Raw genomic sequence first — 26,156 nt, 5'->3', positions numbered from 1 at the left:
CGGGCCCTTCGGCCCCTCGACCCATCTTTAGTCTGTGCAAAACTTCAGAGGTTCAGTATCCGGCGACCTCACGGCTCCCGACCCCTCGGCGCCGGAACCGACGTTCAGTCACCACCGGGAGGTGAACATGCAGAACGAGGACACGGACACCGGCCGGCCTCCCCTGCCGGAGGGCTGGCGCCGCAAGGTCGCCCGTGCGCCCGTCCTCCTGTTCCGCGTCGGCCTCGGCCCGCTCCTCGGCCGGCGCTTCCTGCTGCTGCACCACACCGGACGGGCCTCGGGACTCGACCGCCGTGTCGTCCTGGAGGTGGTGGCCTTCGAGCCGGACACCCGGGCCTGGACGGTCGCGTCCGGCTTCGGCCCGCGGGCCGACTGGTACCGCAACCTGCGCGAGGAGCCCAAGACGGTCCTGCAGTTCGGCAACCGGCACCACGCGGTCACCGCCCGCTTCCTCGCCCCCGAGGAAGGTGCCGCGATCATGGCGGAGTACGGGGCACGCCACCCCCGCACCGCACGCCGCCTGTGCGCCTTCATGCGCCTGCCCTCCGACGGCAGCGCGGCGGCGTTGCTCCGGGCCGGGCGCGCGATCCCCTTCGTACGGCTCGAATCCCAGTCTCCCCTTGACAGGCTTGGCTAACGAGAATAGCTTTTAGCTAACTTCATTAGCTGCATCTGGGGGTTGCCATGACCGAGTACCTGGCCGTCGACGGCGGAACGATCGCCTACGAGGTGGCGGGGTCCGGCCCGCTGATCGTGCTCGCGCACGGCATGGGCGACAGCCGCGAGGCCTATCGCGCCGTGGTCCCCGAGCTGGTGACGGCCGGTTACCGGGTGGCCGCGGTCGACCTGCGCGGCTGCGGCGAGTCCAGCGTCGACTGGCCCGCCTGGAGCCGCACCGACATCGCCGGCGACCTGCTCGCCCTGATCCGCCACCTCGGCGGCCCGGCCGTGCTCGTCGGCCACTCGGTCTCCGGCGGCGCGGCCACCATCGCGGCGGCGCGGGAGCCCTCGCTCGTCACCTCCGTGGTCGAGCTGGCGCCGTTCACCCGCAAGCAGTCGGTCCGGCTCGGCGACCTGCGGGTGCGGAGGTTCCGGCGCGGCATGATGCGGCTGCTCGGCACCGGGCTCTTCGGCAGTCTGCCGCTCTGGCGCTCGTACCTCGACGTCGCCTACCCCGGGGTGAAACCGGCCGACTGGACCGAGCGGCTGGCCCGCATCGAGACCCGGCTGCGTGAGCCGGGCCGGATGAAGGCCATGCAGGCCATGGGCCGCAGTGCTCCGACCGACGCCGGAGCCCGGCTCGGCGACGTGCGCTGCCCGGTCCTGGTGGTGATGGGCACGCTCGACCCCGACTGGGCCGACCCGCACGCCGAGGGCTCGGCCGTCGTGGACGCGCTGCCGTCCGGCCTCGGCCGCCTGGAGATGATCGAGGGCGCCGGCCACTATCCGCACGACCAGTTCCCCGACCGGGTGGTGACGCTCCTGCTCGCCTTCCTGCGTTCGGACGCCGCCCGTGCCTAGGGCACGCCTGGACCGGGCGGCCGTGGTCGGCGCGGGTGCGGCCCTCGCCGACGAGGTGGGCCTCACGAAACTGACGATGGGGCTGCTGGCCGACCGGCTCGGCGTGCGCACCCCGTCCCTGTACAAGCACGTGGCGGGTCAGGACGACCTGATCCGGCGGATCGCGGCGCTGGCCCTCGACGAGACCGCCGACGCCGTGGGCAACGCGGTGCAGGGCCGGGCGGGCAGCGACGCCCTGGCGGCCGCCGCGCGCGCCTTCCGCGCCTTCGTCGTGGAGCATCCCGGCCGGTACGCCGCGACGATCGGCCAGGAACCGTCCGGCCCCGACGACCCCCTGACCACGTCGGGCGAGCGGCTGCTCGGCGCGTTCACCGCCGTCCTGCGCGGTTACGAGATCGAAGAATCCGACGTGGACCACGCGCTGCGCCTGCTGCGCAGCCTCTGCCACGGCTTCGCCACCTTGGAGGCGGCACACGCCTTCCAGTGGAGCACGGACGTGGACAAGAGCTTCGACTGGCTCGTCGCCTTCGCCGACCGCGGCCTGCGCGCCATGTGAGGCCGCGCCCGCCGCCGTCCTCAGCCGAGCCGCACGTGGTCCGCGGAGCGGCTGGGCACGGCGTCGAGCGCGGCGATGTCCGCCGCGTCCAGGGCGATCCCTCCGACGGCGATGTTCGCCTCCAGATGGGCCGGGTCCGCCGTGCCGGGGATGAGCAGGACGTTCGCGGCGTGGTGGAGCAGCCAGGCGAGCCCCACCTGGGCCGGTGTGGCACCGAGCGCCCGTGCCGTGGTGTGGACGGCGGGTTCGTCGGCGACCTTGGGCATGCCCGGGAAGGCGCCGCCGAGCGGGAAGTAGGGCACCCAGGCGATGCCTTCGGCGGCACACAGCCGGAGCATGTCCTCGTCCGCGCGGCTCACCAGGCTGTAGGAGTTCTGCACGCAGGCCACGCCCGCCGGCAGGGCGCGGCGCAGTCCGTCCAGGGTGACGGCGCTGAGCCCGATGGCACCGATCTTGCCCTCGTCCCGCAGCGCCGTGAGCACGGCGAGCTGGTCGTCGATGTCGACCACCTGATCGCCCTCGGCCCGGAGTCCGGGGCCGGTGTCGGCGCGGCGCAGGTTGACGACGGCGAGGCGGTCGGTGCCCAGGCTGCGGAGATTGGCCTCGACGTCGGCCCGCAGTTCCTCCGGGCGCTGCGCGAGGCGCAGGGGGAGGGTGCCGCCGGAGTCCGAGGTCGCGCCGACCTTGGTCACGACCACGGCGTCGTCCGTGGCGCCCAGTGCCTCGCGCAGGACCTCGTTGACGAAGCCGTCGCCGTAGAACTGGGCGGTGTCGAAGTGGTCGACGCCGAGTTCCACCGCGCGGCGCACGAGCGCGACGGCGGCGCCGCGGTCGGCGTGCAGACGCTCCAGCTGCATCGCGCCGTACCCGATCCGGGAGACGGTGCGGCCCGCGAGCGTCCCCGCGCCACCGGGACGGGGAGTGCCCTCGGCCTCGGCCGGGAGAGAGATGCCGTTTGACGTCATGGGAAGTCCGCCCTCATGAGAAGATGGCAAAAACGGAGGAGCCTCCGTCAAGCCGACTGTAGCACTACCGGAGGGCCCTCCGCTTTGAGTACGGACCAGGAACCGACACCCGCCGACGACCGGCCGCAGCAGCCGACGAGCGCGGGCCGCCCGCTGCGCGCCCACGCGCGGCGGAACCGCGAGAACCTCGTCGCCGCCGCGCGCGCCGCCTTCACCGCCGCGGACGACACCGTTCCGCTCGAAGGCATCGCCCGCGACGCGGGGGTCGGCATCGGCACGCTCTACCGCCACTTCCCCACCCGGGAGGCACTGGTCGAGGCCGTCTACGCCGCCGAACTCGACACCGTCACCGACAGCGCCCCGGCGCTGCTGGAGGAACTGCCGCCCGAGCGCGCCCTGCGCGCCTGGATGGAGCGCTACGCCGCGTTCGTCGCGACGAAACGCGCCATGCTCAACACTCTCCACACCGGCTGGGCCTCCGGACGCCTCGCGACAGCCGCCACCCGGGAACGCATCACGGCCGCGATCGGCGCCCTCCTCGCGGAAGGAGCGCGGACGGGCTCGCTGCGCGCGGACGTCGAACCCGACGACGTCACCGCGATGCTCCTCGGCGTGTTCCTCTCGACGGCGGCCGACGACGAGCCGGAGCGGACGGGCCGCCTGCTCGATCTCGTCGTCGACGCCCTCCGGCCGCCGGGGAGTTCATGACCCGGGCCGGTGGATCACCGGGTCAGCGGCGGGCCGACGCCGCCAGCATCGGGATCGAGATGATGTCGGCGAGGGCCTGCTGGCCCGCGATGTTCGCGTGGACCCCGTCACCGGTGTCGTAGGGCGGGTAAATGCTGTTCGGCCGCACCGGGTCCTCGAGTACCTGGTCGAAGGGGAGGATCCCGTCGCAGGTGCCGCCGCAGCTGTTCCACTTCGAGACGAACGTGCCGACGGCGTGCCGGTCCCGGTTGTGCTGGTCGGTGTAGCCGGGGCGCGGGGTGATGGGCGTGACGTAGACCTTGATGCCCGCGGCCCGCAGTCGCTGGAACACCTCGCGGTAACTCGCCTGGATCCGCGCGGCGTCGCAGCCGGCCGGGAGGTCGTTGGTCCCGTAGTAGTAGAGGACTCCCGTGACCCCGTGCAGGGCCAGCACGTCGCGCTCCAGCCGGGCGGCGGCGTCCAGGCCGCGCACGGACTCGCCGATGCCCGGGCAGGTCGCGGCGCTCGTGGTGCCGCCGATGCCCGCGTTGGCGAGGGCGAACTGCCGGGTGGCGGGCAGCTCCGAGGTGATCCGCCGCGCGAGGTCGTCGGTCCATCTCAGGTTGGCGCCCGGGCGGTCGCAGTCCGGTCCGCAGTCCGTCGACCCGGTCCCGTCGACGACCGAACTCCCGTAGGCGACGAGGGTCCCCGGCAGGCGCGGGTTGCGCACGTCGACCGCGCTGACCAGGAGGGTGGAGCCGGTCGTCCCGGTGAACGCGGTGCCCGCCGGGTCGGCGGTGTGGTCGCCCGAGCCGGGCGGGGTCAGGTAGTTGGTGCGGAAGGCGCTGTCGTGCCGCCCCGGCGTCACCGTGCCGGAGACCGAGAGCGACACCGCCACGTCGTCCTGGGCGGCCGTACGGAGTCCGGTCGGGTCGCTCCACACCTCGCCGCCGGGCGGGATCACGACCTCGCGCCGGCCGTCGAACGTGACGGGGAGCGGACGCCCTTGTGTCGCGGCGTCCTTGCCGCTGCTGTGCGCCACGGTCGCCGCGTCGACGGTGAGCGGTGCCGCGCCGAAGGTGTTCTGGACGCGTATGCGGACCGCGTCGCCCCCCTGGCTCAGGTGGGTGATCATGCGCATCGACTGGTCGCGCAGCGGGGTGGGCGCGAGGCCCTGCTGCGAGGAGGCCCAGGACGTGAACCAGGCGTTGCCCCCGGGCCGGCGGTCCGGCCCGGCGCCGTCGGGAGCGGCGGCGGTGCTCGCGGACGCGGCCAGGACGGAGGATGCCAGGGTGAGGGCCAGGGCGGCCGCGACGCCTCTGGCCAGGGGCGCGCGGGCGGGTTCGAGGACTCGGGCGAGGAAACGGCGCATCGGTGCCTGCCTTCCGACGTGATGTGACGGAACGAGACGGACGGGACGGGACGGGACGGGCCCAGGCTGGATCCTCCCCGGCCGTCCCGCGACTCACGCCACGCGCGGCTCAGCGGTGCCTCGCGATGCCCGGCGCACCGCCGGTCACGCCAACCCCACGCCCCCGAAACCGGGTTGCACCCGCCGTACATCCTCCCGACGAGCCGGTGTCGCCCTTGCGACATGTCCCACCTGTGCCACCCGAATCGCATGACACCCCGTCGGCCATGGGTGACCCGGTGGACGCGCACTGCACCGCCGCCTCCGGCACCTCGATGGCGACCCCCGCACGTGGCGGGCGCCGCCGCGCTGCTCGCCCAGCGCCATCCCGACCGGACCGGAGCGCAGTTGAAGGACCCGCCGGTCAGCACCGCGGACACGGCGCTGTTCGAACGGTACTGGGAGGACGCCGTCCCGCTGGACGTGGACGACACCGGTGAACTGTCGGGGACCGACGGGCCCGGGGCGCCCGACGCGCTGGCCCCGACCGACCGCAGGCTGCTGTCGCTGCTGGTGGCGGGAGTCGCCGACAAGGCGATCGCCTCCCAGATGCAGTTGAGCCGCCGCACCGTCCAGCGCCGTATCCAGAGCATGATGGAGCGCGCCAACGCGGCGACCCGTATGCAACTCGCCTGGCGGGCGGCGCGGCGGGGGTGGCTGTGACCGGCGGGCGGGACACCGTGGACAGTCACCGACCCGCTGTGATGTGATCCCTGCGGCGGCATGTCTTCAGCCGCTCGTACCGCCCGCCGGCCCACCCCCATGTCGTCACGACGGGCGGTCGGGACCGTCCCCCCAGGCTCGAAAGTTCCGTACACATGCAGAAGACCAAGGCCGCCCTCTGGGAATTCCTCCAAGGGCTCGGCAAGACGTTCATGCTCCCGGTGGCCCTGCTCGCGTTCTGCGGCATCATGCTGGGCGTCGGCTCCTCGCTGTCCAGCGACGCGGTCACTGACAACGTTGCCTTCCTGAAGGCCGAGGGCTTCCACCTCGTCTTCACCTGGATGGCCAACACCGGTCTGGTCGCCTTCACGTTCCTGCCGGTCCTCTTCGCGATGGCCATTCCGCTCGGCCTCGCCCGGGAGGACAAGGGCGTGGCCGCGTTCTCCGGCTTCGTCGGCTTCGTCGCCATGAACCTCGCGGTGAACTTCTACCTCACCGCCAAGGGCGTCGACTTCGAGGACGAGAAGGCGATCGAGCACTACGGCATAGCCGACGTGCTGGGTGTGCAGTCCATCGACACGGGACTGCTCGGCGCCGTGGCCGTTGGCATCGTTGTCAGCCTGCTCCACCGGCGCTTCCGCACCCAGCGGATGCCCGACGCGCTGGCCTTCTTCGGCGGGCTGCGCTTCGTGCCGATCGTCTCGGCCCTGGTCCTGAGCGTGCTCGGCCTGCTCATCCCGCTGGTGTGGCCGACCTTCAACGGCTGGATCAACGCCGTCGGCCGCGGCATCGGGCACACGGGGGTCTTCGGACCGTTCTTCTTCGGCATGGGCGAGGTGCTGCTGCGCCCGATCGGCCTGCACCACATCCTCGTCGCCATGTTCCGCTTCACGGACGTCGGCGGTTCGGGGACCGTGTGCGGCGACCACGTCTCCGGCGCGCTGAACCTGTTCTACGCCCAGCTGGACTGCTCGGCGGCGCCCAATTCCGCCGTCACCGACGCCACGCACTTCCTCTCCCAGGGCAAGATGGCTGCCTACCTGGGCGGCCTGCCCGGCGCCACGCTGGCGATGTACCACTGCGCGAGGCGCCGGATGCGTCCGGAGATCAAGGCTCTGCTGGTGTCCGGCGTGGTGGCCTGCGTGGTCGGCGGCATCACGGAGCCGCTGGAGTTCCTGTTCCTCTTCGTCGCCCCGTGGCTGTACGTCATCCACGCGGTCCTCGTGGGGCTGGGCTTCCTCACGGCGGCCGTGCTCGGCGTCTTCATCGGCAACACCGACGGCAACGTGATCGACTGGCTCGTCTTCGGCGTGCTCCAGGGCTCGACGACCAAGTGGTATCTGGTGCCGGTGATCGCGGCGGTGTGGTTCGCCGCGTACTACTTCCTGTTCCGCTGGGCCATCACCCGCTTCGACCTCAAGACGCCCGGCCGGGAGGACCCGCCCACGGACGACGAACACGGCGACGAACACGGCGGCGAACACGACGAGGCGCACGGTGAGGCGCATGACGAGGAACGCGACGAGGTCCAGGGCGGCGAGGCTCCGGAGCGGCCGCGCGAGCTGGTCGCGGGGAAGTACGACGCCGCCGCCATGCTCGACGCGATCGGCGGCGCCGGCAACATCCAGTCCCTGGACAACTGCATCACACGCCTGCGCATGACGGTGGCGGACGCCGAACGGGTCGACGAGGCACGGCTGAAGAAGCTGGGGGCCGTGGGTGTCATCAAGCTCGACGGGCACAACGTCCAGGTCATCATCGGCCCGCAGGTCCAGTCCGTGAAGGACGCCATCGCGACGATGATCCCGGTGGGCCGACCGTGACCGCGCACTCGTCGCCGACCGTTCCGACGCCCTCGCCGTACGACTTCGACGCGCCGGTGGACCGGCGCGGCACCTGGTGCACGCAGTGGGACTACGTCCAGGACCGTTTCGGCGTGCCGGACCTGCTGCCGTTCACGATCTCCGACATGGACTTCGAGACCGCCCCCGAGGTACTGGCGGCACTGCGCGGGCGTCTGGACCACGGGGTGCTCGGCTACTCGCGCTGGCGCCAGGACGACTTCCTGTCCGCGGTCGTCCACTGGTACGCATCGCGGCACGGCACGGACGTGGACCCCGCGTCGGTCGTCTACGCGCCCTCCGTCGTCTACCAGATCTCGCGGCTGCTGCGGCTGTGGTCGCGGCCCGGCGACGGGGTGGTCACCCACACGCCGATGTACGACGCGTTCCCCAAGACCGTGGCGGCGAGCGGCCGGCGGCTCCTGGAGTGCCCCCTGGACGACTGGGCGGAGCTGGAACGGCTGCTGGCACTGCCCGACACGGCCGTGCTGCTGCTGTGTTCGCCGCACAACCCGACGGGCCGGGTGTGGTCGGCCGGAGAACTGGACCGGATGGCCCGGCTGTGCGCACGGCACGGCGTCGCGGTCGTCAGCGACGAGATCCACTCCGACCTGGCACACGCCCCGCACGTCCACCGCCCCTGGGTCCGGCACGGCGGCGACGGCCGCTGGGCCGTGGTCACTTCGGCGTCCAAGTCCTTCAACATCCCCGCGCTGACCGGGAGTTACGGCGTCATCGGCGACCCGGTCTCGCGCGACGCCTACCTGCGGCAGCTCAAGGACGCGGACGGGCTCTCCTCCCCCGCGGTGCTGTCGCTGGTCGGCCACATCGCCGCCTACCGCGAGGGGGCGCCCTGGCTGGACGCGCTGCGGACGTATCTCACGGGCAACCTCTCGATGGTCGCCGGCCGTCTTCGTGAGGCGTTCCCCCAGCTCGACTGGCAGCCTCCGCAGGCGGGTTACCTGGCCTGGATCGACCTGCGTCCGCTCGGCGTCGACGACGAGGAGCTGCAACGCGAACTGGTGGAGGTGGAGAAGGTGGCGGTCATGCCCGGTTCGGCCTACGGCTCTCCGGGACGGGTACGGCTCAACGTCGGCTGCCCCCGGTCGAAGGCGGAGGCGGGCGTCGGGGCGCTGGTGCGGGCGCTGCGACGGCTCGGCGACGCGGAGCGGTCATGAGCGGCACCGTTCGGAGCGGAGCGAGGCCATGACGAACATCGTTTTCACGTAACCCCGGGGATCGTCCGCCCCCGCGTTGCGGGCGTGCGGGGCCCGGCGGAGACTGGCCGTGAGCGACGGCGGCCGAGAGGGCCTGGGCAATGGGCGAGTACGCGGACCTTCCTGGGGTCAGGACCTGGTACGAGGCCGAGGGGACCGGCGAGCCGCTGGTCCTGCTGCACGGCGGTCTGTGCACCAACGACACCTGGGGGGCGCAGCGTCCCGATCTCGCCGCCGCGTACCGCGTCCTCCTGCCCGAGCGGCGCGCGCACGGCCACACCCCGGACGTGCCGGGTCCGCTCACCTACCGGGACATGGCCGAGGACACGGTGGCGTTCGTCGAGACCGTCGTGGGCGGCCCGGCGCACCTGGTCGGCTGGAGCGACGGCGGGGTCGTCGCCCTGCTCGTCGCCGTCGCCCGGCCCGACCTGGTGCGCCGGGCCGTGGTGATCGGAGCCAACTTCCGGCCCGGGACCGAGTGCTTCGCCGAGCCCGGCATGCTCGACGCGATGACGCCCGAGGGGCCGGACCTGGCGTTCTTCCGCGAGCTGTACGAGGCCGTCTCGCCGGACGGCGCGGACCACTGGCCGGTGGTGGCGGCGAAGGTGCTCGACATGTGGCGCACCCAGCCGACGCTCACCGCGGACGAGCTGGCCCGCGTCCGGGCGCCCACCCTCGTCATGGCCGGGGACGACGACCTGATGACGCTGGAGCACACGACCGCCCTCTACCGCGCCGTTCCCGGTGCCCAGCTCGCGGTCGTGCCCGGAGCCTCCCACCTGGTGCCGCTGGAGAAGCCGGACCTGGTCAACGGGCTGATCCGGGACCACCTCACCCGGGGCGAGGTCGAGACGATGCTGCCGGTCGGGCGGGCGCACCCGCGCGGCGGGTGACGCGGCGTCAGGGGCGTGCGGCCACCGCCGTCACCGGGTCGAGCGCCAGGGCGGCGAAGGTCGCCAGCCAGTGGTCGGTGGTGAAGTCACCGCGCTCCACCGCGGGCAGGCCTGCCGCGAGATGTGCCCCGGCCGCCTCGTCCAGGCGGGCGCGGACCGGCCCGTCGGGCAGGGCGTCGGCGAGGGAGCGCAGCGCGGCGGCCCTGCTGAGCGTCAGGCCTAGCAGATGGCCGATCTGCGGGTCGGCGTGGTCGGAGACGACCGGCACCTCCAGCAGGGCGCAGGGGTCACCGGCGCCGAGCCCGGGCAGGAAGCGGTCGAGCCACCGCGCGAGCCGTTCCGGGGCGAGGACCCTGCGCATGGCGTCGGCCTCGGTGAGCGCCGGGGACAGGAAGTCCTGCCCCGACGGTTCCCAGTGCGCGGGCGCGTCGTGGTCGTCGGCGAACCAGCTCAGCAGCCGGTCCCGTACGGCTCGGTCGGTCCCGGCCGACAGCTCCCCCGAGTCGAGTGCAAGGCCGAGCGCGAAGGCGCTGTTGGGGTGGTTGCCGTGGCGCACGGGATAGGTGGCCTTGGGCAGCCAGTCGGCCAGCAGCCGGTCGACGGCGTCCACGGCCGGCATCAACGCCCCGGTCCAGCGCTCGCCCTCCGGGCCCCCGTGCGCCCGGCACTCGGCGGCGAGCGCGAGCAGCCACGCCCAGCCGTAGGGGCGCTCGAAGGACGGGCGCTCGCGCAGGTAGGCGGCCTCGGTGGCGAGGTTGTCGGCGGTGAGGTGCCGGTCGAGCGCGGCGACGGCCGCCGCGGTGTCCGGCAGTGCGGGGGTGCCGCCGTGGCGGCGGAGCAGGCGGACGAGCAGCCAGTGCATGTGCACCGAGGAGTGCCAGTCGTAGGCGCCGTAGAAGGCGGGGTGCAGGGAGCGGGGTGCGAGGTGCTCGTCGGCGGAAGTGATCAGGTGGGCGGGGAAGTTGGGGTACTCGCGGGTGATATTCGCCAGGGCGAGCTGGGCGAAGGGGGCCGCGTGGGCGCTGAGCGACATCAGTGGGTGGCTCCTTCGGTGACCTTGAGGTCCTGCTCGGCGGGGGTGCGGGCGGCGGTGGCCAGCAGGGCGCGCAGGCCGTGGGCGACGGTGGCGGGCGGCAGGGCGGGCGCGGTGCCGTCGGGTACCTGTTCCGGCGCCCAGGGCACGTGCGCGAACCCGCCCCGTATGTGCGGGAACTCGGTGGCGATGAGGTGGCCGAGGCCGTAGGCCACGTGGTTGCAGACGAAGGTGCCGGCCGTGTTGGAGACGGCGGCCGGGACCCCGGCCTCGCGCATCGCGGCGACGCAGGCCTTGACGGGCAGGGTGGAGAAGTAGGCGGCGGGGCCGTCCGGGACCACCGGTTCGTCGATGGGCTGTCCCCCGGCGTTGTCGGGGATGCGGGCGTCGTCGACGTTGATGCCGACCCGCTCGACGGTGACGCCCGGACGTCCGCCCGCCTGGCCCAGGCAGAGCACCAGCTCGGGGTCGGCCGCCCGGACGGCGTCGCGCAGGGCGTCGAGGGCCTTGCCGAAGACGCAGGGCAGTTCGGCCGCGGTGACCGTGAGCCCGGCGGGCGGTTCGGCGGCCACCAGGGAGGCCGCCTGCCAGGACGGGTTCACGCGCTCCCCGCCGAAGGGGGCGAAGCCGGTGATGAGGACACGGGTCATGGGCGTTCCTTGCCGAGCGGGTCGGGGCGGGATCAGGGGGATCGGGCAGCGTGTGTCAGAAGGCGAAGAGCGCCATGATCACGGTGCAGCAGCCGAGCAGGGCGATGCCGGTCGGCAGCTGTGCCTTGATCGGCCCGTACTGGTCCTTCAGTTCGAGCAGGGTGGCCGGGACGATGTTGAAGTTGGCGGCCATCGGTGTGCACAGGGTGCCGGCGAAGCCGGCCAGCATGCCGATCGCGAGGACGGCGGGCTCGTTGCCGTGCATCTGCTGGATCAGGACGGGCCAGCCGATCGCCGCCGTCATCACCGGGAAGGCGGCGAAGGCGTTGCCCATGATGACGGTGAACAGGAACATGCCGACGCAGTAGGCGAGCACGGCGAGGTACTTCGAGTCGTCGGGGAGGACCTTGTTCATGATGTCGCCGACCTGGTCGCCGACCCCGGCGGCGGCGAAGATCGAGCCGAGTACGGCCAGCAGCTGGGGCAGCAGCAGGGCGGAGCCCATCGCCTCCAGCATCGAGCGGCCGGAGTGGATCGGGACGGAGGGCTTCTTCTCGCCGGTGACGAGCATGCCGACGACGAGCGCGGCGATGCAGCCGAGGCCGAGCCCGAGGAGGGTGGCCTTGCCGGTCTCGAAGAGCCCGGACTCGTCCAGGACGGAGGCGCAGACGATGGCGACGAGCGGGATGGTCAGCGCGGGAATGAAGATCTTGTTGCCGAGCCGGGCGGCCGCCGCCTCGCGCTGTTCGCCGGTGGTGGTGACCGGGACGCCCTTGCCGAGGAAGTTGAAGCCGGCCAGCACGATCAGGGCGAGTACGGCGACGCCGAGCGGTTCGGCGGGCAGGGTCCAGCCGCCGTTGTCCGCGGTGGCGTTGGCGACGCCGGTGCCGTAGGGGAAGGTGAGTCCGAGCAGGCCCCAGAACGCGGCGGACGTCCACCGCTTGGGGTTGCTGCGGTCGGTGGCCATCTGCACGGCCATCACGACGAAGACGAGGCCTATCAGCCAGTACAGCCATTCGACCTTGATCACTTGTCGGCCCCCTCGGGAAGCGGCAGGTCGTGCTCGGCGGCGGCCTGCGCCATCTCGCGTTCGAGCTGCTTGTCCATGAGCAGCAGCCGGGCGCCGTGGATGAGGAAGGCGCAGACGGCGAGCGGGATCGCCCACAGGGCGAGCTGGGTCGGCTCGATGTCCTGGTGGTACGTGGAGTTCACGAAGCCGGTGATCAGCAGGATGGAGCCGATCGCGATGAAGCAGTCCTCGCCGAAGAAGACGCCCACCGTGTCGGCCGAGGCCGAGTAGGAGCGCACCTTCTCGCGCCACTTGTCGGTCAGCTTGGCCCCGGTGGAGCGTTCGGCGGCGGCCTCCGCCATGGGTGCCACCAGGGGGCGCACGGTCTGTGCCGGGCCGCCGATGCTGTTCAGGCCGAAGGCCGCGGTGACCTGCCGGACCAGCAGGTAGACGGTGAGGAACCGGCCGGCGCTGAGCTTGCCCAGCCGGCCGATGAGGTTGCGGGCCTGCTCGCGCAGGCCGTAGCGCTCGAGCAGCCCGATCACCGGGAGCACGATGGCGTAGACGGTGACCGAGCGGCTGTCGGCGAACGACCGGCCGAAGGCCGCGAGGACCTCCAGCGGGTTCATCTTGCCGAGCAGTCCGGTGACGATACCGGCGACGCCCACCACGAGGACGGGGTTGCGGCGCGTGACGAATCCGAGGATCACCACGACCACACCGAGGAGAACGATCATTCGGTGGCCTTCTTCAGGCATGAGGGGGCAGGGCACGGATCCGGAGCTTCGGAACGTGACTCATCGGTCCCGGGGACCATAGCTCCAGATGTGTGGCAGATGCACGGACACTAGCGATCGTTGAACGATCTAACAAGAGGCGAATTCTCTCTTCCCCGGAAGCGCCCCGCGTGGGTGATCTCTTGTCGGATCGTTCAACGATCGTCTACTTTCGAGGTGTGATCGACCTCAACGCAGATCTCGGTGAAGGCTTCGGCCGCTGGACCCTCACCGACGACGACGCCCTGCTCTCCGTCGTCACCAGCGCCAACGTCGCCTGCGGCTTCCACGCCGGCGACCCCTCGGTGATGCGCCGCGTCTGCGACCTCGCCGCCGAGCGCGGGGTGCGGATCGGGGCGCAGGTGTCCTACCGCGACCTGGCGGGCTTCGGACGGCGTGCCATGGACGTGCCCGCCGACGAGCTGGCGGCCGAGGTGGCGTACCAGATCGGCGCGCTGCGGGTGTTCGCCGAGGCCGCCGGGGCCCGGGTGGCCTACGTGAAGCCGCACGGCGCGCTCTACAACCGCACCGTCCACGACGACGAGCAGGCCCGTGCCGTCGTGGCCGGGGTACGGCTGTCGGGCGGCGCGCTGCCCGTGCTCGGGCTCCCGGGCTCGCGGCTGCTCACCGCCGCCGCGGAGGCGGGACTCACCGGCGTCCCGGAGGCCTTCGCGGACCGCGCGTACACCGCCCGGGGCACCCTGGTCCCCCGCCGCGAGGCGGGCTCGGTGGTGACGGACGAGGACACGGTGGTACGCCGTGCGGTGGCGTTCGCGGTGGAGGGCTCCGTCGAGGCCGTGGACGGTACGACGGTCGCGGTGGCCGCCCGCTCCCTGTGCGTGCACGGCGACACCCCGAACGCCGCCCGGATCGCGGCCCGGGTGCGCGAGGCGCTGGAGACGTCCGGGGTAGGGATCGGGGCGTTCGCATGACGGACGACGGCCGCACGGCGCGCACCGGGGCCCTCACGGCGCGCCCCGCCGGTGCCCACGCCCTGCTCGTCGAGCTGCCGGACGCCGAGCGCACCGCCGCCTTCCACGCCGAGGTGCTGCGCCGCCGCGCGGCCGGAACCCTGCCGCCGGTCGAGGAGATCGTGCCGGGGGCGCGGACCGTGCTGCTGGACGGGGTGCCGGACCCGGAGGCGCTGGCCCGCCGGGTCGCCGACTGGGAGGTGCCGCCGGTCACCGACGACACCGGGGACGCGGTGGAGATCCCGGTGCGCTACGACGGCCCGGATCTGGCCGACGTGGCGGCCATGTGGGGGGTCGGACCCGACGAGGTCGGCGCCCTGCACGGCTCGCACACCTACCGGGTCGCGTTCTGCGGCTTCGCGCCCGGGTTCGGCTACCTCACCGGACTGCCCCCTCGCCTGCACGTCCCCCGCCGGTCCACGCCCCGGACCCGGGTCCCGGCCGGCGCGGTGGCCCTCGCCGGGCCGTACAGCGCGGTCTACCCCCGCGCCACCCCGGGCGGCTGGCAGCTGATCGGCACCATGCCCGACCCGCGGCCGCTGTGGGACCCGGCGCGGGAGCGTGCGGCGCTCCTCACTCCGGGGGCGCGTGTGCGGTTTGTCACAGCGGGCGGCTCGACGGCGGGCACCGCGACCGGCGGCACCGCGTCGGCCGGGACGGGACCGGAGGCCGGGGCATGACGACCAAGCTCACGACCCTGCGCTCCGGGGCGCTCACCACGGTGCAGGACGCGGGCCGTCCCGGCCACGCCCACCTGGGCGTGCCCCGCTCCGGTGCGCTGGACGCGCCCGCGATGCGGCTGGCCAACCGCCTCCTCGGCAACCCGCCCGACGCCGCCGTCCTGGAGACGACCCTGACCGGCTGCACCCTGCGGCCCGACCAGGACGTCACCGTCGTGGTCGGCGGTGCGCCCTGCCCGGTGACGGTCGACGGCAGACCGGCCGCCTGGGGCGCCCCGGTGCGAGTGCCCGCGGGCGCGGTCCTGGACGTGGGGGCGGCCACCGCGGGCGTCCGCTCGTACGTGGCCGTCGCGGGCGGCATCGCCGCCGAACCCGTCCTCGGCAGCCGCTCGACGGACCTGCTGTCGGGCCTCGGCCCGGCGCCCCTGCGGGACGGCGAGGTCGTCGCGGTGGGCATCCCGGCGCCGCCGGTGCCGCCGCCGGTCGCCGCCCCCTGGCCCGGGCCGCCCGCCGAACTGGTCCTGCCGGTACGCCCGGGCCCCCGCGCCGACTGGTTCACCCCGGCCGCGCTGCGCACGTTCACCTCGGCCGCCTACCGTGTCTCCCCGCACAGCAACCGCATCGGCCTGCGCACCGAGGGACCGCCGCTGGAACGCGCGTCGGCGGGCGAACTGCCCAGCGAGGGCATGGTCCTGGGCGCGGTGCAGGTCCCGCCGGACGGACGGCCGGTGCTCTTCCTGCACGACCACCCGACGACGGGCGGCTACCCGGTCGTCGCGGTCGTCCCGGAACCCGCGCTGGCCGCGGCGGCCCAGGCCGTGGCCGGAACTCCGGTGCGCTTCACGCTCGCCTGACGGCCAGCAGGCCGGTCGCCGCGCCGACCGCGTACCAGAACAGGTCCGGTGCGTTGAAGGTGGAGCCCAGGACCAGCCGGGCCGCGGTACTCCGTCGGGCGAGGTAGGCCGGCACGTCGGTGAGCTGGAGGAACTCCACCCCCCAGCTCACCGCCAGGGCCACCGCGGCGGCCTTCACCGGTGCCGACCTCGGCGCCACCACGAGGACGAGGGCGAACAGCAGCAGGGTGTACAGCGCGTCTCCGCCGTACTTGGCCACCTCGCCCGTCGCCACGGCCCTGAGTGCCAGTCCGGCGCCGACGATCACCGCCGCGGCCACCGCGGCCAGGAGGCGGGTGCGCGGGCCCGTCCGGGCGGGCGTCGGATCGTCCCGTACGTCGTCCCGGGTGGCGGAGGAGGTCATGCGCCCATTGTGCGGCCGGTTCCGCCGCCGGTTCCCCACGGCAGGTGGCGGACGCGCGTAGACCTCGGGCACCATCGTCCTGCACCGCACGACTGGACGGCCGGCTTCCGCGAGAGCCCGGCGGGACGCGAGTGGAGTGGGGTCAGTGCCACAAGTCGAGTTCGACCAGGGCGCCCTGGCCCGGTTACGGGTGGCGCGCGGCTCCGACACCCTCTGGGAGACGGTGCTGAGCCTCCAACTGCTCCAGAACGGCGAGGAGTCGCTGACCTACGGCCCCTGGCGGCGCGAGGTGCGCGACGCCCTGCACCGGGCCGGACTGGCCGACGACGTCAGGGCGTTGATGTCGCTGTGCCCGCCCACGGGGTACTTCCCGGACTTCCTGACGCCCGGTCTCGGCGACCTCGGTCTCGAGGACGCCGTGGACCGGGTGCTGTCGACGCCCCGGCGCAGACTGGCCGCTGAACTGGACCGCCTGTGCGCGCCGTTGCGCGGTCCGGTGCCGTCCAGCGTGCGGTGGGTCGCCACCGGCGAACCGGCCGCGCTGCGCCGACTCGGCGACATGCTGCGGAGGTACCACGCCCTCGCCGTGGCACCGTACCTGTCCGTGATCCGCGCCCGGGCCGGTCAGGACCGCGCCCGCCGGGCCGAGGCGGCGCTCGCGGGCGGGGCGGAGGCGCTGCTGGCGAGCTACGCGGAACTGCCGGGCCGGCGGCGGCCGGACCGCGCCCGGCTCGCCACGCCCTACCCCGAATCCCGGTTGCTGCGGTTGGGCGGGCGCCCGCTGACGCTGGTGCCCGCCTTCTTCTGCGTGCGCGCCCCGCTGGCCCTGGTGGACGAGTCGCTGCCGCACGTGCTGGTGCATCCGCTGGGCCCGGAGCCCGGCTGGCTCCCGCGCTTCCGGGCCGGCGCGGCCGCGCCGTCCGTCGCGCAGCTGATCGGCACCTCACGGGCCCGGGTGCTGGCGGCGCTGGAGGCACCACTGACGACGACGGCCCTGGCCACGGCGCTGCGCCTGGCGCCCTCCACGGCGAGCCGGCACGCCGCCGTGCTCCGCGAGGCGGGTCTGGTGGCGACCCGCCGCGAGGGCAACCGGGTGCTGCACCGCCGCACGGGGCTGGGGTCGACCCTGTTGGAGGGTCAGCAGGTGGGGACGCCCGGGAGCCAGGCGTCGGCCACGTCGATGAAGATGTTGGAGACGTAACCGCCGTAGTCGGGCAGGTAGGACCAGGCGTCGTTGCTGTAGCCGTCGTAGGTGACGAGCTGGCCGTGGACCTGGCACCGCACGCGCACGGTCGTGGGCCCGGGCAGGGTCGCCACCCGCGTGGAGGCGGTCGTCGCCTGCTGGCGGACGCTCACGTCCGTCCCCCAGGTCGGGAACGACGCGGTGTCGCCGCCGCCCTCGGTCCACAGGTAGGTGACGGTCACCCAGCCGTTGTCGTTCAGACCCACGTTGTAGAAGGTGCCGTCGGCGAGGTCGATGCCCGCCGGGTTGGCGACCTGCCGGCCGAACTCGTCGCGTCCGCCGTTGTACCCGTCCTCGTAGGCGGCCTGCGCCTCGGGGAGACCCTGCGGAAGGTCCTTCCACTGCTCGCGCACCGACGAGGGGTTCCAGTGGTCGTCGTGCGTGTTCCACGGGCCGACGTCCCACACCGGCGCCGTCTCGCAGCGGGCGGGCCCGCACACCTGCACCGAGTACTGGCCGCTGCCGTTCGGCGACAGGGCGCGGCGGGAGGGGAGCGCCACGAAGTGGTCGTCGGCCTGGATGACGTGCCCGTTGGCGGTGGTGTGGCCGACGAGGCCCTCGCGGGTGGCGTAGACGCGGGCGGAGAAGGCCGCCGCCCTGGTCGCCGGTGCGGGCTCGGCGGGGGCGCCGCCCGCGTCGTCCGCCGTCAGGGTCAGCGCCCGTACGGCCGCGGTGGGTTCGCCCTTGGCGTTCCACAGCGTGAGCCGGGCCTGGACGTCGACGACGTCACGGGGCAGTTCGGCCGGGGCGTCGGCCGTGGCCCGCCGCCACTCGGTCCAGGTTCCGTCGGTCGCGCGTCCGCGCACGTCGACCTCGACGCTCGCCGTGTCGGGCACCGTCGCGTCGAGGTGCACGGCGACCCGGTCGACGGGCCGGTCCACGTGGTGCGGCTCCAGTACGGCGGAGGCGTAGCCGCGGTCCCGGCCGAGGGAGGCGGGGCTGACGGAGCCGTCCCGGACCCGCAGCGCGCCCGCGTCGTGGCGGACGTTGACGTCGTCGGCGCCGGTCGGGGTCAGGTCGGCACGCCAGGACACCTCGGCGGGCGGGCTCGCGGAGTCGGCGGCGGGGGCGGGCGTGGCGGCGAGGGTCGTACCGGCGAGGGCGAGCAGGCACACCGTGCCGCTCAGGGCGCGAGTGGTGCGGGGTCTGCGGCGCGGGGCACAGCCGCGGCGCCGGAGGGAGGGGGTCAGCATGTGGGCACTCCTGGGAGCCAGGCGTCGTCGACGTCGATGAAGATGTTGGAGACGTAACCGCCGTGGTCGGGCAGGTACGGCCAGGCGTCGTTGCTGTAGCCGTCGTACTCGACGAGACCGCCGTGGACCTGGCAGGCCACGCGGACGGACGTCGGTCCGGGCAGGGTCGCCACCCGTGCGGAGTCGGTCGTCGGCCGCTGACGGACGCTCACGTCCGTGCCCCAGGTCGGGAAGGGGGTGCCGGTGGCGCCGTCGTCGCCCCGGAACAGGCTCATGTAGTAGGCCCAGTCCCAGTTCGGGCCGGGGTCGGTGTGGTCGTTGCCGGGGACCTCGCTGTGTCCGACGATGTGCGCGCGGTCCTTGGGGATGCCGTACTTGTCGGTGAGGTGGCGGGTCAGCGCCGCCGACGAGCGGTACAGGGCGTCGGTGAACCAGGCCGGGTCGTCGACATAGCCCTCGTGCTCCACGCCGACGGAGTAGGGGTTCGCCGAGCGGGCGTGCCAGGCGGTGTCGCCCTCGCGGACCGCCTGGGTGATCCGCCCGTCGGAGGACCGCACCACGTAGTGGGCGCTGACCCGGGCGGACGGGTTCTGGAACCAGCTGATGGAGCCCGCGTACGAGCCCTGGGTGACGTGCACGACCACGGTGGTGATCGCCGAGCTGCGCCCTGCGGCGTAGTTGCCGGGGTGGGCCGGGTTCCAGAGCGCCGAGGGGTATTCGGCGACCGCGGCGAGCCCCGCCCCCGCGTCGGTCCCGGCGTACGGGCCGCGTTCGGGCCGCACCGTGCGCGGGGTGAGGGTGACCTGTTCGCCGCCGTCGACGCGGGTGCGGACGCCGTCGCCGAGGAGGTCGTAGACGGCGTCGGCGTACAGGCGGGCCACGGCCTTGCCGCCGGGGGCGCCGTAGCGGGCGGTGACGGGGTACCAGGCGCCGAGCCGGTCGCGGTCGGCGGCGTCGAGTCCGGCCTCGTCGGCCAGGGCGCACAGTACGGCGGCGGCGCCGTGGATGTTGGCGCCGGTGTCCTGCCTGAGGTCGGCGAGGCTCGCGCCGGTGAGCCGCGCGGCCCGTTCCAGGGTGTGCCGTTCGGGGTTGCTGACCAGGTGCATCATGCCGTAGCCGCGGTCCTGGCTGGGCAGTCCGCCGTGGTCGTCGAGGCGGGTCTCGCCGTAGCCGACGGCGACCAGGAGGTCCCGGGGGACGTCGTAGGCGTCCGCCGCGCGGGCGAACGCCGCGTTGACGGAGGTGCCGGGCGGGGCGGACGGGGCGGCGGCGGCCGGAGACAGCTGGCCGGTCAGGGCCAGTGCGGCGGCGACGGCCGCGGCGCCCAGTGCGGTTCGCGCACGTCTGGCGGGGAGTCCGGAGGACATGTGGGGGCGCTCCGCTCTCTCGGGTGCCCACGGGTGGGGGCGGCGGCCTCGCGGGCACCGGGGGCGCGGCCGACCGGGCGTGCGGGACGAACGGGCCTGCGGGAGGCAGGAGTTGTCCGCGCACCGGTCGTCGCATGATGGATCGCCAGACTTGACGTGAGCAAGTCATTGCAGTCTGAGCGAAGGACACCCGTCCGCCGCACTCACCTCGACGGGCTGACGCCCCGGACGGTCAGCCCCAGCAGGCGTCGCCCCTCGGCGGCGGGGTCGGCGTGGCGCTCCGTGGCCAAGGCGATGCCCGTGACCAGCGCGAGGAGGTCGGCGGCGGTGACGTCCGGCGCCACCGCCCCGCTCTCGACCGCGCGCCGCAGCAGCGGCTCGACAGCCCCTTCGAGCTTCACCGAACAGGCACCCACCCGCTCCGGTTCGACCAGCCGGTCCTGGGCCAGCGCCTCGGCCATGCCCCGTGCGGACGCGGCGTACTCGGTGAGCGCCTCCAGCCAGTCCAGGAGGGCGGCGCGGGCGTCCACCGCGTCCGCCGACGCGGCCGCACGGGCGCACAGCGCCTCGATCCGCTCGCGGAACACCGCCTCCAGCAAGGCACTCCGGCCGGGGAAGTGCCGGCGCACCGTCGCCGAGCCGACACCCGCGACGCGGGCGATCCGCTCCAGGGAGGCCTCGGCGCCGTGCGCGGCGACTTCCTCCTCGGCGACGGCCAGGATCCGGGCGTAGTTGCGCCGTGCGTCCGCGCGCTGGTGGGGGGGCATGGCGTCCTCTCGGCATTGCTAAACGGCGGGGCCCTCCGTATCGTACCCGGCAGCTAAGTGGCGGGCCCCGCCACTTATTCCGCCCCTCACCCGGGAGGCTCACCCATGCCCGACTCCTCCGCACCCGTTCTCGTCACCGGCGCGACCGGTCGGCAGGGCGGCGCGACCGCCCGCGCCCTGCTGAAGTCCGGCGTTCCGGTCCGAGCCCTGGTCCGCGACCCCTCGACCGAGCGGGCCGCGGCACTCGCGGCACTCGGCGCCGAGCTGGTCGTCGGGGACCTGGACGACCGCGACTCGGTGGTCCGGGCCGCCGCAGGAGCCCGCGCCGTCTTCTCGGTCCAGATGCCCGACTTCGACCGGCGCGGCTTCGAGGGGGAGGTCGCCCAGGCCGTCCACCTGATCGAGGGTGCACGGGAGGCCGGGGTGCCCCAGTTCGTGCACACCTCCGTCTCGGGCGCCGGACAGCACACGAGCTGGGTGAAGGACCGCTGGGAATCGATGGCGCCCTACTATGCGGCGAAGGCCGGAATCCAGGACCGGGTGCGCGAGGCGGGGTTCACGCACTGGACCATCGTCAAGCCGGGCTATTTCATGGAGAACCTGCTCCCCTCGGAAGCCATCGTCTTTCCCCGGGGAGTACAGGGCGGCCTGGTGAGCCTTCTCAAGCCCTCGACCCGGTTGTCCCTGGTCGCGGTCGACGACATCGGTGCGACCGCCGCGGCCGCCGTGGCGGAACCGGAGCGGTTCGAACGGGTCGAACTGGAGCTGGCGAGCGACCTGCTGACGATGAGGGAGATCGCCGAGATCCTCTCCGCGCACCTGGGCGTGACCCTGACCCCGCCCGACATGACCGAGGAGGAGGCGGTCGCCGCCGGGATGCCGGACATGGGGTTCGGACAGGCGTCCCTCAACGAGTTCCCCCAGCCCGCCCTGCCGCGGTTCGCCCGCGACCTGGGCATTCCCCTCACGCCCTTCAGGACCTGGGCAAGGGCACACCTGCGGGCCTCGGCCTGACACTCAGGGCTCTGGGCTCCGGGCTCCGGGCTCCGGGCTCCGGGCTCCGGGCGACACAGGGTCAGCTGTACAGCTCAACCTGTACAGGTCATCCTGCGGAGATTACTCTGGACGGCATGAGCGAGAACGAGACCCTCTCCCCCTCGGCAGTCCGGGCCTCGCGGGAGGTCCGAGCGGTCATCAGCCGATTGCGCCGACGCATCCTCAAGGCCTCCGAGGTCGAGGACCTCACCCTGGGCCAGGCCTCGGTGCTGGCCCGGCTGTCCGGCCAGGCGGGCGTCACGGCCAGCGAACTCGCCGCGACCGAAGGGGTCAGGCACCAGTCGATGACGGCGACGGTCACCGCGCTCGCCTCCATGGGTCTGGTGGAGCGGCACCCCGATCCGGACGACGGGCGGCGGCTGCTGATCACACTGACCGCGGAGGGGGTCCGTCGTGTGGAGGAGGGGCGGCAGGCCCGCACGGAATGGCTCGCCGGGCGGTTGCAGGACCGGTGCACCGAGGAGGAGCGCCGGACCGTGATCGCGGCCATGGCCGTGCTGGAGCGCCTGAACCGTGACTGACGCGGAGGCGGACCCGGGGATCGGCGCGCAGAAGCCCGGCTTCGACCGCAGGCTGCTGCCGCCGATGCTGCTGGGTTCGGTGCTCAATCCGGTCAACTCGACGATCATCGCGGTCGCCCTCGTCCCGATCGGCGGGGCGCTGGGCGCGCCGGCCTCGCAGACCGCCTGGCTCGTCTCCGCCCTCTACCTGGCCACGGCGCTCGGGCAGCCCGTCGTCGGCCGGCTCATCGACGTCTTCGGACCGCGCCGGCTCTTCCTCCTCGGTACCGGCCTCGTCGGCGTCGCGGGCGTCGTGGGCGCGCTCGCTCCCGGCCTGGGTGTCCTGATCGGCGCCCGCGTCCTGCTCGGGTTCGGCACCTGCGCTGGCTATCCCGCGGCTATGGCCCTGGTGCGCGGCGAGGCCGAGCGCACCGGACGGGACAGCCCCGGCGGGGTGCTCACCGCGCTTTCGGTGGCCAACCAGACCATCGCCGTCGTCGGCCCGCTGCTGGGCGGCCTGCTGATCGCGGTGGGCGGCTGGCGCGCCACCTTCGCGCTGAACGTGCCTCTGGCCGTCGCGGCCGTAGTGCTGGGGCTGCTTCGGCTGCCCAAGGCGCAGCCCAAGGCGGAGCCCGCGGCGCAGCCCAAGGCGGAGCCCGCGGCGCAGCCCACAGCGGTGCCCACGGGCGGGTCCGCGCGGCGCGGGAGCCTCGCCGCCCGCCTCGACCTGCCCGGCATGGGCCTGTTCGCGGCGATGCTCGTCTCGCTGCTGCTCTTCCTGATGAACCCGCACCTGCGCGACTGGTACCTGCTCGCGCTCTCCGCCGCCGCGGGAGCGGCGTTCGCGGCACGGGAACTGCGGGCCGCCACTCCCTTCATCGACCTGCGGGTGCTCGGCGGCAACACTCCCCTGCTGGCCACCTACGGGCGGGCCCTGGTGGCCTACGTCGTCGCGTACTCCTTCCTCTACGGCTTCACCCAGTGGACCGAGGAGGGCTTCGGGCTGAGTCCCTTCCACGCCGGTCTGGCGCAGATACCCATGTTCCTGCTGGCGATCGGGGTCTCGGTCGTGTCGGGGCGCAGCACGGGCGTCCGGGGGAAACTGCTGCTCGGCGCGGTCGGACAGATCGCCGCGTGCCTGGTGATCCTCACGCTGGGCGGGGACAGCCCGCTGTGGATGCTGCTGCTGGTCGCGCTGATCTTCGGCGTCCCGCAGGGGCTCAACAACCTGGCCCTGCAGAACTCCGTCTACTTCCAGGCCGATCCGGAGCGCACCGCCTCCTCGGCCGGACTGCTGCGCACCTTCGCCTACATCGGCTCGATGGTCGCCTCCTCCGCGACCGCGGCCTCCTTCGGGCAGCACGCCGACACCGGCGGCCTGCACCGGCTGGCCCGGGTGATGCTCGGCGCGGGCGTGCTCTACCTGCTGCTCACCCTCTTCGACCGCACGCTCGGCCGAGCGGCGGGGGCGGGCACGCGGGCACCGGTCTGAGCAACCCCCGAAGGGGCAGGCCCGCAGGACCGGCGGCCCAAGAACTGTTCCCCGCAAGCGCATTGACCACAACGGTGTTTCTGCCTAACGTCCGGTCAAGCTTTGAATCCTTTCAGTGCCCTGGCCCCACGCTCGGGCGGCCCCACGCGACGTCCGCGCACCCGTAAGACCGCCAAGGCTGAACGCACCTGGTGAACGGTCTTCGGTCGCCGCATGTCGACTCACCGAAAGAAGCACATGCGCAAAATCCCCTCACGCCGTGCCTCCGTACTCGTCGCCGCCGTGTCCTCCCTCAGTCTCCTCACCGCCGCGTGCGGTGACGGCGACAGCCCGGCGGACGGCGACCCGGCGACGAACGCCAAGAACGCCGAAGCCTCCCCCAACGCGCCCACCAGGACCGGCCTGACCGTCGGCTTCCTTCCCAAGCAGGTCAACACGCCGTACTTCTCGGTCGCCGACCGCGGCGGGGAGCGCGCCGTCGAGTCACTGGGCTCGACCTTCACGGAGGTGGGCACGGACCAGGGCTCCGACGCCTCCGGGCAGGTGTCCCACATCAAGGACCTCGTCGAGCAGAAGGCCGACGCGATCGCCGTCTCGGCACTGGACCCCGACGCACTGTGCGACACCCTCAAGCAGGCCATGGCACAGGGCGTCAAGGTCGTCACGTACGACTCCGACACGAAGCCCGAGTGCCGCTACGCCTTCGTCTCCCCCGCGAGCGCCGAGGACATCGCCGTACGGCAGCTGGAACTGCTCGGCGGGCAGATCGGCTACCAGGGCGACATCGCGATCCTGTCCGCCGCCGAGACGGCGACGAACCAGAACGCCTGGATCAGCAGCATCAAGAGGGAGCTGGAGGAGCCGCGGTACAAGGAGATGCGGCTGGTGGACGTCGTCCACGGCGACGACGAGGCGGACAAGTCCTACCGGATGGCCGAGCAGCTGCTGCGGGACCACGGGAAGCTGAAGGGGATCATCTCCCCCACCACCAACGGGATCAAGACGGCCGCGAAGTACCTCTCACAGTCGCGGTACAAGGGCGAGGTGAAGCTCACCGGGCTCGGTGCCCCCAACGACATGCGCCCCTACATCAAGGACGGCACCGTGGAGGCGTTCCTGCTGTGGGACCCGGCCAAGCTCGGCGAGCTGGCCGGTCACGCCGCGGTGGCCCTCGCCTCCGGGCAGATCACCGGCCGCGAGGGGCAGATGTTCCTGGCCGGTGACATGGGCTGGTTCCAGCTCACCGGGAACGGGGTCGTCACGCTCGGCGACCCGACGGTCTTCGACGCCGGGAACATCGACGACTACGACTTCTGACGTCCGCGCGCACGGCCCCGGCCGGGTCACGCCCGGGGCCGTGCCGTCGGCGACCGACGGCCGGCCGCGCGGCGCCCCGGGCCACGCTCACCGGGCGTCTCCCCCGGGCGGCCCCGGGCTGCCGGAGCCGCCCGCGTTCAGGTGCTGCAACGCCTCGACCAGTTCGTGGCAGGCGCGCTCCACCGAGCGTCTGGTGTTGAGCTGTTCGCTGATCACGGCGGAGAGCAGGAGAGCGGTCAGCCCCAGGGTCCCGTTGAACGCCTGGAGTCTCATCATCGTCTCGATGTCGGTCAGCCTGCCGAAGGAGCCGCCCTCGTGCCGGGCCACGACGGTGGCCGTCACCGACATGAACAGCGCGCAGGGGATACCGCCCGCCAACTGGAAGCGCAGCGCCGACCAGATCAGGACCGGAAAGGCGAGGAACAGCAGGCCGACCGAGCTGAACATGATCAGCGGCGCCAGGGCGCACACGACGAGGATGAGCCCGGCGGCCTCGGCCCAGCGTACGGACGGGGGCGGCAGACGAGCGCGGTACAGCAGGAGCACCAGCGGGGTGACGAGGACGACGCCCACGGCGTCGCCGACCCACCAGGCCAGCCAGACGAGCCCGAGATGCTCGGTGGGGAGTTTGTCCGACAGCACGAGCATGCCGACGCCCGTTCCCGAGCTGATCAGCATCGCGGTCAGCGCCCCCAGGAAGACGAGGGCCAGCCCGTCGCGCAGGCGGCTCAGGCTCACCCGGAACCCCACCGCGCGCAGCATCAGCCAGGCGCAGACGGGGGCGACGGTGTTGCCGGCCATGATGCCGACGGCCTCGGCCCCGGGGGCTCCCAGGGAGAGGATGACCAGCAGCGCGCCCAGGGCGATGCCCGGCACGCACCACGGCCCGAACAGGAGGAGACAGGCCACCGCGAGGCCGGTGGGCGGCCAGATGGGCGTGACGACCGCCCCGTCGGCGGTCAGCTGCTGCGACAGCCCCAGCCGCCCGGCCGCGTAGTAGCAGCCGGCGACCAGCAGGGTCGCGCAGGTGAGGACGACCGGTCGCGGCCATGCACGGATACCCACCACAGCAGCCATCAGACACCGGCGCG

General features: G+C 73.2%; 26 protein-coding genes and 1 pseudogene. 16 read left to right on the top strand and 11 right to left on the bottom strand.

Going from position 1 to position 26,156, the window contains the following annotated elements; all coding sequences use genetic code 11:
* Positions 1 to 127 precede the first annotated feature (127 nt).
* From ACGH52_RS36790 to ACGH52_RS36780, 3 genes are read left to right on the top strand one after another with little or no spacing between them, the layout of a single operon-like run.
* Positions 128 to 637 (top strand): nitroreductase family deazaflavin-dependent oxidoreductase, encoded by a 510-nt coding sequence (locus ACGH52_RS36790; RefSeq protein ID WP_399945852.1) that lies wholly within the window; start codon positions 128 to 130, stop codon positions 635 to 637.
* A 47-nt stretch (positions 638 to 684) separates the two neighbouring features.
* Positions 685 to 1,521, top strand: a complete 837-nt coding sequence (locus ACGH52_RS36785) for an alpha/beta fold hydrolase (protein WP_399945849.1) — start codon at positions 685 to 687, stop codon at positions 1,519 to 1,521.
* Positions 1,522 to 1,543: 22 nt separating this feature from the next.
* Positions 1,544 to 2,077, top strand: a complete 534-nt coding sequence (locus ACGH52_RS36780; RefSeq protein ID WP_059296508.1) for a TetR/AcrR family transcriptional regulator — start codon at positions 1,544 to 1,546, stop codon at positions 2,075 to 2,077.
* Positions 2,078 to 2,097: 20 nt separating this feature from the next.
* Here the strand turns inward: ACGH52_RS36780 and ACGH52_RS36775 are convergent, their stop codons facing one another.
* Positions 2,098 to 3,042 (bottom strand): aldo/keto reductase, encoded by a 945-nt coding sequence (locus ACGH52_RS36775; protein ID WP_399945846.1) that lies wholly within the window; start codon positions 3,040 to 3,042, stop codon positions 2,098 to 2,100.
* Positions 3,043 to 3,126: 84 nt separating this feature from the next.
* Here ACGH52_RS36775 and ACGH52_RS36770 point away from each other — a divergent pair, with 84 nt between their 5' ends.
* Positions 3,127 to 3,750 (top strand): TetR/AcrR family transcriptional regulator, encoded by a 624-nt coding sequence (locus ACGH52_RS36770; protein ID WP_247700102.1) that lies wholly within the window; start codon positions 3,127 to 3,129, stop codon positions 3,748 to 3,750.
* Positions 3,751 to 3,772: 22 nt separating this feature from the next.
* Here ACGH52_RS36770 and ACGH52_RS36765 read toward each other — a convergent pair whose 3' ends face one another.
* Positions 3,773 to 5,101 (bottom strand): SGNH/GDSL hydrolase family protein, encoded by a 1,329-nt coding sequence (locus ACGH52_RS36765; protein ID WP_399945842.1) that lies wholly within the window; start codon positions 5,099 to 5,101, stop codon positions 3,773 to 3,775.
* Positions 5,102 to 5,512: 411 nt separating this feature from the next.
* Here ACGH52_RS36765 and ACGH52_RS36760 point away from each other — a divergent pair.
* The 4 genes and pseudogenes from ACGH52_RS36760 to ACGH52_RS36745 form a co-directional block, all read left to right on the top strand.
* Positions 5,513 to 5,803: pseudogene (locus ACGH52_RS36760) on the top strand (helix-turn-helix transcriptional regulator); the annotation flags it as partial.
* 155 nt (positions 5,804 to 5,958) lie between these two features.
* Positions 5,959 to 7,626, top strand: a complete 1,668-nt coding sequence (malX, locus tag ACGH52_RS36755) for a maltose/glucose-specific PTS transporter subunit IIBC (RefSeq protein WP_399945839.1) — start codon at positions 5,959 to 5,961, stop codon at positions 7,624 to 7,626.
* On the top strand, positions 7,623 to 8,822 hold the full coding sequence (locus ACGH52_RS36750) for a MalY/PatB family protein (protein ID WP_399945836.1): 1,200 nt from the start codon (positions 7,623 to 7,625) through the stop codon (positions 8,820 to 8,822). The genes malX and ACGH52_RS36750 overlap by 4 nt, the downstream gene beginning before the upstream one ends.
* A gap of 140 nt (positions 8,823 to 8,962) precedes the next feature.
* The gene (locus tag ACGH52_RS36745; protein ID WP_399945833.1) at positions 8,963 to 9,754 is read left to right on the top strand and encodes an alpha/beta fold hydrolase; all 792 of its coding nucleotides are present in this window, start codon (positions 8,963 to 8,965) and stop codon (positions 9,752 to 9,754) included.
* A gap of 7 nt (positions 9,755 to 9,761) precedes the next feature.
* Here the strand turns inward: ACGH52_RS36745 and ACGH52_RS36740 are convergent, their stop codons facing one another.
* From ACGH52_RS36740 to ACGH52_RS36725, 4 genes are read right to left on the bottom strand one after another with little or no spacing between them, the layout of a single operon-like run.
* Positions 9,762 to 10,787, bottom strand: a complete 1,026-nt coding sequence (locus ACGH52_RS36740; protein ID WP_399945830.1) for a DUF2891 domain-containing protein — start codon at positions 10,785 to 10,787, stop codon at positions 9,762 to 9,764.
* On the bottom strand, positions 10,787 to 11,437 hold the full coding sequence (pcp, locus tag ACGH52_RS36735; protein ID WP_399945828.1) for a pyroglutamyl-peptidase I: 651 nt from the start codon (positions 11,435 to 11,437) through the stop codon (positions 10,787 to 10,789). The genes ACGH52_RS36740 and pcp overlap by 1 nt, the downstream gene beginning before the upstream one ends.
* Before the next feature lie 55 nt (positions 11,438 to 11,492).
* Positions 11,493 to 12,467 carry a DUF979 domain-containing protein gene (locus ACGH52_RS36730; protein ID WP_076972513.1) on the bottom strand — a complete coding sequence of 325 codons (975 nt, stop codon included), beginning with the start codon at positions 12,465 to 12,467 and terminating at the stop codon, positions 11,493 to 11,495.
* A complete protein-coding gene (locus ACGH52_RS36725; protein ID WP_076972514.1) occupies positions 12,464 to 13,183 on the bottom strand; it encodes a DUF969 domain-containing protein in 720 nt (239 codons plus the stop codon). The genes ACGH52_RS36730 and ACGH52_RS36725 overlap by 4 nt, the downstream gene beginning before the upstream one ends.
* 218 nt (positions 13,184 to 13,401) lie before the next feature.
* Here ACGH52_RS36725 and ACGH52_RS36720 point away from each other — a divergent pair, with 218 nt between their 5' ends.
* Genes ACGH52_RS36720 through ACGH52_RS36710 form a run of 3 tightly spaced genes read left to right on the top strand, consistent with a single transcriptional unit; the run spans position 13,402 to position 15,727 of the window.
* The gene (locus tag ACGH52_RS36720; protein ID WP_076972515.1) at positions 13,402 to 14,154 is read left to right on the top strand and encodes a LamB/YcsF family protein; all 753 of its coding nucleotides are present in this window, start codon (positions 13,402 to 13,404) and stop codon (positions 14,152 to 14,154) included.
* Positions 14,151 to 14,873: an allophanate hydrolase subunit 1 gene (locus tag ACGH52_RS36715; protein WP_399945823.1), complete on the top strand. Its 723-nt coding sequence runs from the start codon at positions 14,151 to 14,153 to the stop codon at positions 14,871 to 14,873. The genes ACGH52_RS36720 and ACGH52_RS36715 overlap by 4 nt, the downstream gene beginning before the upstream one ends.
* Positions 14,870 to 15,727, top strand: a complete 858-nt coding sequence (locus ACGH52_RS36710; protein ID WP_399945820.1) for a biotin-dependent carboxyltransferase family protein — start codon at positions 14,870 to 14,872, stop codon at positions 15,725 to 15,727. The genes ACGH52_RS36715 and ACGH52_RS36710 overlap by 4 nt, the downstream gene beginning before the upstream one ends.
* Here the strand turns inward: ACGH52_RS36710 and ACGH52_RS36705 are convergent.
* Complete coding sequence (locus ACGH52_RS36705) at positions 15,714 to 16,130, bottom strand: DUF2809 domain-containing protein (protein WP_059296524.1); 417 nt, start codon at positions 16,128 to 16,130, stop codon at positions 15,714 to 15,716. The two genes, ACGH52_RS36710 and ACGH52_RS36705, sit on opposite strands and share 14 nt — an antisense overlap.
* Before the next feature lie 145 nt (positions 16,131 to 16,275).
* Here ACGH52_RS36705 and ACGH52_RS36700 point away from each other — a divergent pair, with 145 nt between their 5' ends.
* Positions 16,276 to 17,331 carry a helix-turn-helix domain-containing protein gene (locus tag ACGH52_RS36700; RefSeq protein WP_399945817.1) on the top strand — a complete coding sequence of 352 codons (1,056 nt, stop codon included), beginning with the start codon at positions 16,276 to 16,278 and terminating at the stop codon, positions 17,329 to 17,331.
* On the opposite strand, the gene ACGH52_RS36695 is transcribed toward ACGH52_RS36700, so the two are convergent.
* From ACGH52_RS36695 to ACGH52_RS36685, 3 genes are all read right to left on the bottom strand, one after another.
* Complete coding sequence (locus tag ACGH52_RS36695) at positions 17,268 to 18,566, bottom strand: hypothetical protein (protein ID WP_399945814.1); 1,299 nt, start codon at positions 18,564 to 18,566, stop codon at positions 17,268 to 17,270. The genes ACGH52_RS36700 and ACGH52_RS36695 overlap by 64 nt on opposite strands.
* Positions 18,560 to 19,933: an N-acetylmuramoyl-L-alanine amidase gene (locus tag ACGH52_RS36690; RefSeq protein ID WP_399945811.1), complete on the bottom strand. Its 1,374-nt coding sequence runs from the start codon at positions 19,931 to 19,933 to the stop codon at positions 18,560 to 18,562. The genes ACGH52_RS36695 and ACGH52_RS36690 overlap by 7 nt, the downstream gene beginning before the upstream one ends.
* A gap of 203 nt (positions 19,934 to 20,136) precedes the next feature.
* Positions 20,137 to 20,700 carry a TetR/AcrR family transcriptional regulator gene (locus ACGH52_RS36685; protein ID WP_399945808.1) on the bottom strand — a complete coding sequence of 188 codons (564 nt, stop codon included), beginning with the start codon at positions 20,698 to 20,700 and terminating at the stop codon, positions 20,137 to 20,139.
* A 105-nt stretch (positions 20,701 to 20,805) separates the two neighbouring features.
* On the opposite strand from ACGH52_RS36685, the gene ACGH52_RS36680 reads away from it, so the two are divergent.
* From ACGH52_RS36680 to rhaS, 4 genes are all read left to right on the top strand, one after another.
* Positions 20,806 to 21,714, top strand: a complete 909-nt coding sequence (locus ACGH52_RS36680) for an NmrA family NAD(P)-binding protein (RefSeq protein WP_399945806.1) — start codon at positions 20,806 to 20,808, stop codon at positions 21,712 to 21,714.
* Positions 21,715 to 21,830: 116 nt separating this feature from the next.
* Positions 21,831 to 22,277: a MarR family winged helix-turn-helix transcriptional regulator gene (locus ACGH52_RS36675; protein WP_121702099.1), complete on the top strand. Its 447-nt coding sequence runs from the start codon at positions 21,831 to 21,833 to the stop codon at positions 22,275 to 22,277.
* A gap of 64 nt (positions 22,278 to 22,341) precedes the next feature.
* Positions 22,342 to 23,748 carry an MFS transporter gene (locus ACGH52_RS36670; RefSeq protein ID WP_399947005.1) on the top strand — a complete coding sequence of 469 codons (1,407 nt, stop codon included), beginning with the start codon at positions 22,342 to 22,344 and terminating at the stop codon, positions 23,746 to 23,748.
* A 237-nt stretch (positions 23,749 to 23,985) separates the two neighbouring features.
* Positions 23,986 to 25,065 carry a rhamnose ABC transporter substrate-binding protein gene (gene rhaS, locus ACGH52_RS36665; RefSeq protein WP_399947002.1) on the top strand — a complete coding sequence of 360 codons (1,080 nt, stop codon included), beginning with the start codon at positions 23,986 to 23,988 and terminating at the stop codon, positions 25,063 to 25,065.
* Positions 25,066 to 25,152: 87 nt separating this feature from the next.
* On the opposite strand, the gene ACGH52_RS36660 is transcribed toward rhaS, so the two are convergent.
* Positions 25,153 to 26,142 (bottom strand): MASE1 domain-containing protein, encoded by a 990-nt coding sequence (locus ACGH52_RS36660; RefSeq protein WP_399945802.1) that lies wholly within the window; start codon positions 26,140 to 26,142, stop codon positions 25,153 to 25,155.
* Positions 26,143 to 26,156 lie beyond the last annotated feature (14 nt).

Origin of the sequence: Streptomyces sp. BBFR25, from assembly GCF_044590125.1 — a bacterium.
GTDB lineage: Bacteria > Actinomycetota > Actinomycetes > Streptomycetales > Streptomycetaceae > Streptomyces > Streptomyces canus_D.
The sequence above is the reverse complement of the archived record's forward strand: the minus strand, read 5'-3'. Positions and strand labels throughout refer to the sequence as shown.

Excerpts from the sequence above, each read along its gene's own strand:
- ACGH52_RS36790 (WP_399945852.1), top strand. The coding sequence starts at position 128 with ATGCAGAACGAGGACACGGACACCGGCCGGCCTCCCCTGCCGGAGGGC.
- ACGH52_RS36785 (WP_399945849.1), top strand. The coding sequence starts at position 685 with ATGACCGAGTACCTGGCCGTCGACGGCGGAACGATCGCCTACGAGGTG.
- ACGH52_RS36775 (WP_399945846.1), bottom strand. The coding sequence starts at position 3,042 with ATGACGTCAAACGGCATCTCTCTCCCGGCCGAGGCCGAGGGCACTCCC.
- ACGH52_RS36765 (WP_399945842.1), bottom strand. The coding sequence starts at position 5,101 with ATGCGCCGTTTCCTCGCCCGAGTCCTCGAACCCGCCCGCGCGCCCCTG.
- malX (WP_399945839.1), top strand. The coding sequence starts at position 5,959 with ATGCAGAAGACCAAGGCCGCCCTCTGGGAATTCCTCCAAGGGCTCGGC.
- ACGH52_RS36745 (WP_399945833.1), top strand. The coding sequence starts at position 8,963 with ATGGGCGAGTACGCGGACCTTCCTGGGGTCAGGACCTGGTACGAGGCC.
- ACGH52_RS36740 (WP_399945830.1), bottom strand. The coding sequence starts at position 10,787 with ATGTCGCTCAGCGCCCACGCGGCCCCCTTCGCCCAGCTCGCCCTGGCG.
- pcp (WP_399945828.1), bottom strand. The coding sequence starts at position 11,437 with ATGACCCGTGTCCTCATCACCGGCTTCGCCCCCTTCGGCGGGGAGCGC.
- ACGH52_RS36725 (WP_076972514.1), bottom strand. The coding sequence starts at position 13,183 with ATGATCGTTCTCCTCGGTGTGGTCGTGGTGATCCTCGGATTCGTCACG.
- ACGH52_RS36715 (WP_399945823.1), top strand. The coding sequence starts at position 14,151 with ATGACGGACGACGGCCGCACGGCGCGCACCGGGGCCCTCACGGCGCGC.
- ACGH52_RS36710 (WP_399945820.1), top strand. The coding sequence starts at position 14,870 with ATGACGACCAAGCTCACGACCCTGCGCTCCGGGGCGCTCACCACGGTG.
- ACGH52_RS36705 (WP_059296524.1), bottom strand. The coding sequence starts at position 16,130 with ATGACCTCCTCCGCCACCCGGGACGACGTACGGGACGATCCGACGCCC.
- ACGH52_RS36695 (WP_399945814.1), bottom strand. The coding sequence starts at position 18,566 with ATGCTGACCCCCTCCCTCCGGCGCCGCGGCTGTGCCCCGCGCCGCAGA.
- ACGH52_RS36690 (WP_399945811.1), bottom strand. The coding sequence starts at position 19,933 with ATGTCCTCCGGACTCCCCGCCAGACGTGCGCGAACCGCACTGGGCGCC.
- ACGH52_RS36685 (WP_399945808.1), bottom strand. The coding sequence starts at position 20,700 with ATGCCCCCCCACCAGCGCGCGGACGCACGGCGCAACTACGCCCGGATC.
- ACGH52_RS36680 (WP_399945806.1), top strand. The coding sequence starts at position 20,806 with ATGCCCGACTCCTCCGCACCCGTTCTCGTCACCGGCGCGACCGGTCGG.
- ACGH52_RS36675 (WP_121702099.1), top strand. The coding sequence starts at position 21,831 with ATGAGCGAGAACGAGACCCTCTCCCCCTCGGCAGTCCGGGCCTCGCGG.
- ACGH52_RS36670 (WP_399947005.1), top strand. The coding sequence starts at position 22,342 with ATGCTGCTGGGTTCGGTGCTCAATCCGGTCAACTCGACGATCATCGCG.
- rhaS (WP_399947002.1), top strand. The coding sequence starts at position 23,986 with ATGCGCAAAATCCCCTCACGCCGTGCCTCCGTACTCGTCGCCGCCGTG.
- ACGH52_RS36660 (WP_399945802.1), bottom strand. The coding sequence starts at position 26,142 with ATGGCTGCTGTGGTGGGTATCCGTGCATGGCCGCGACCGGTCGTCCTC.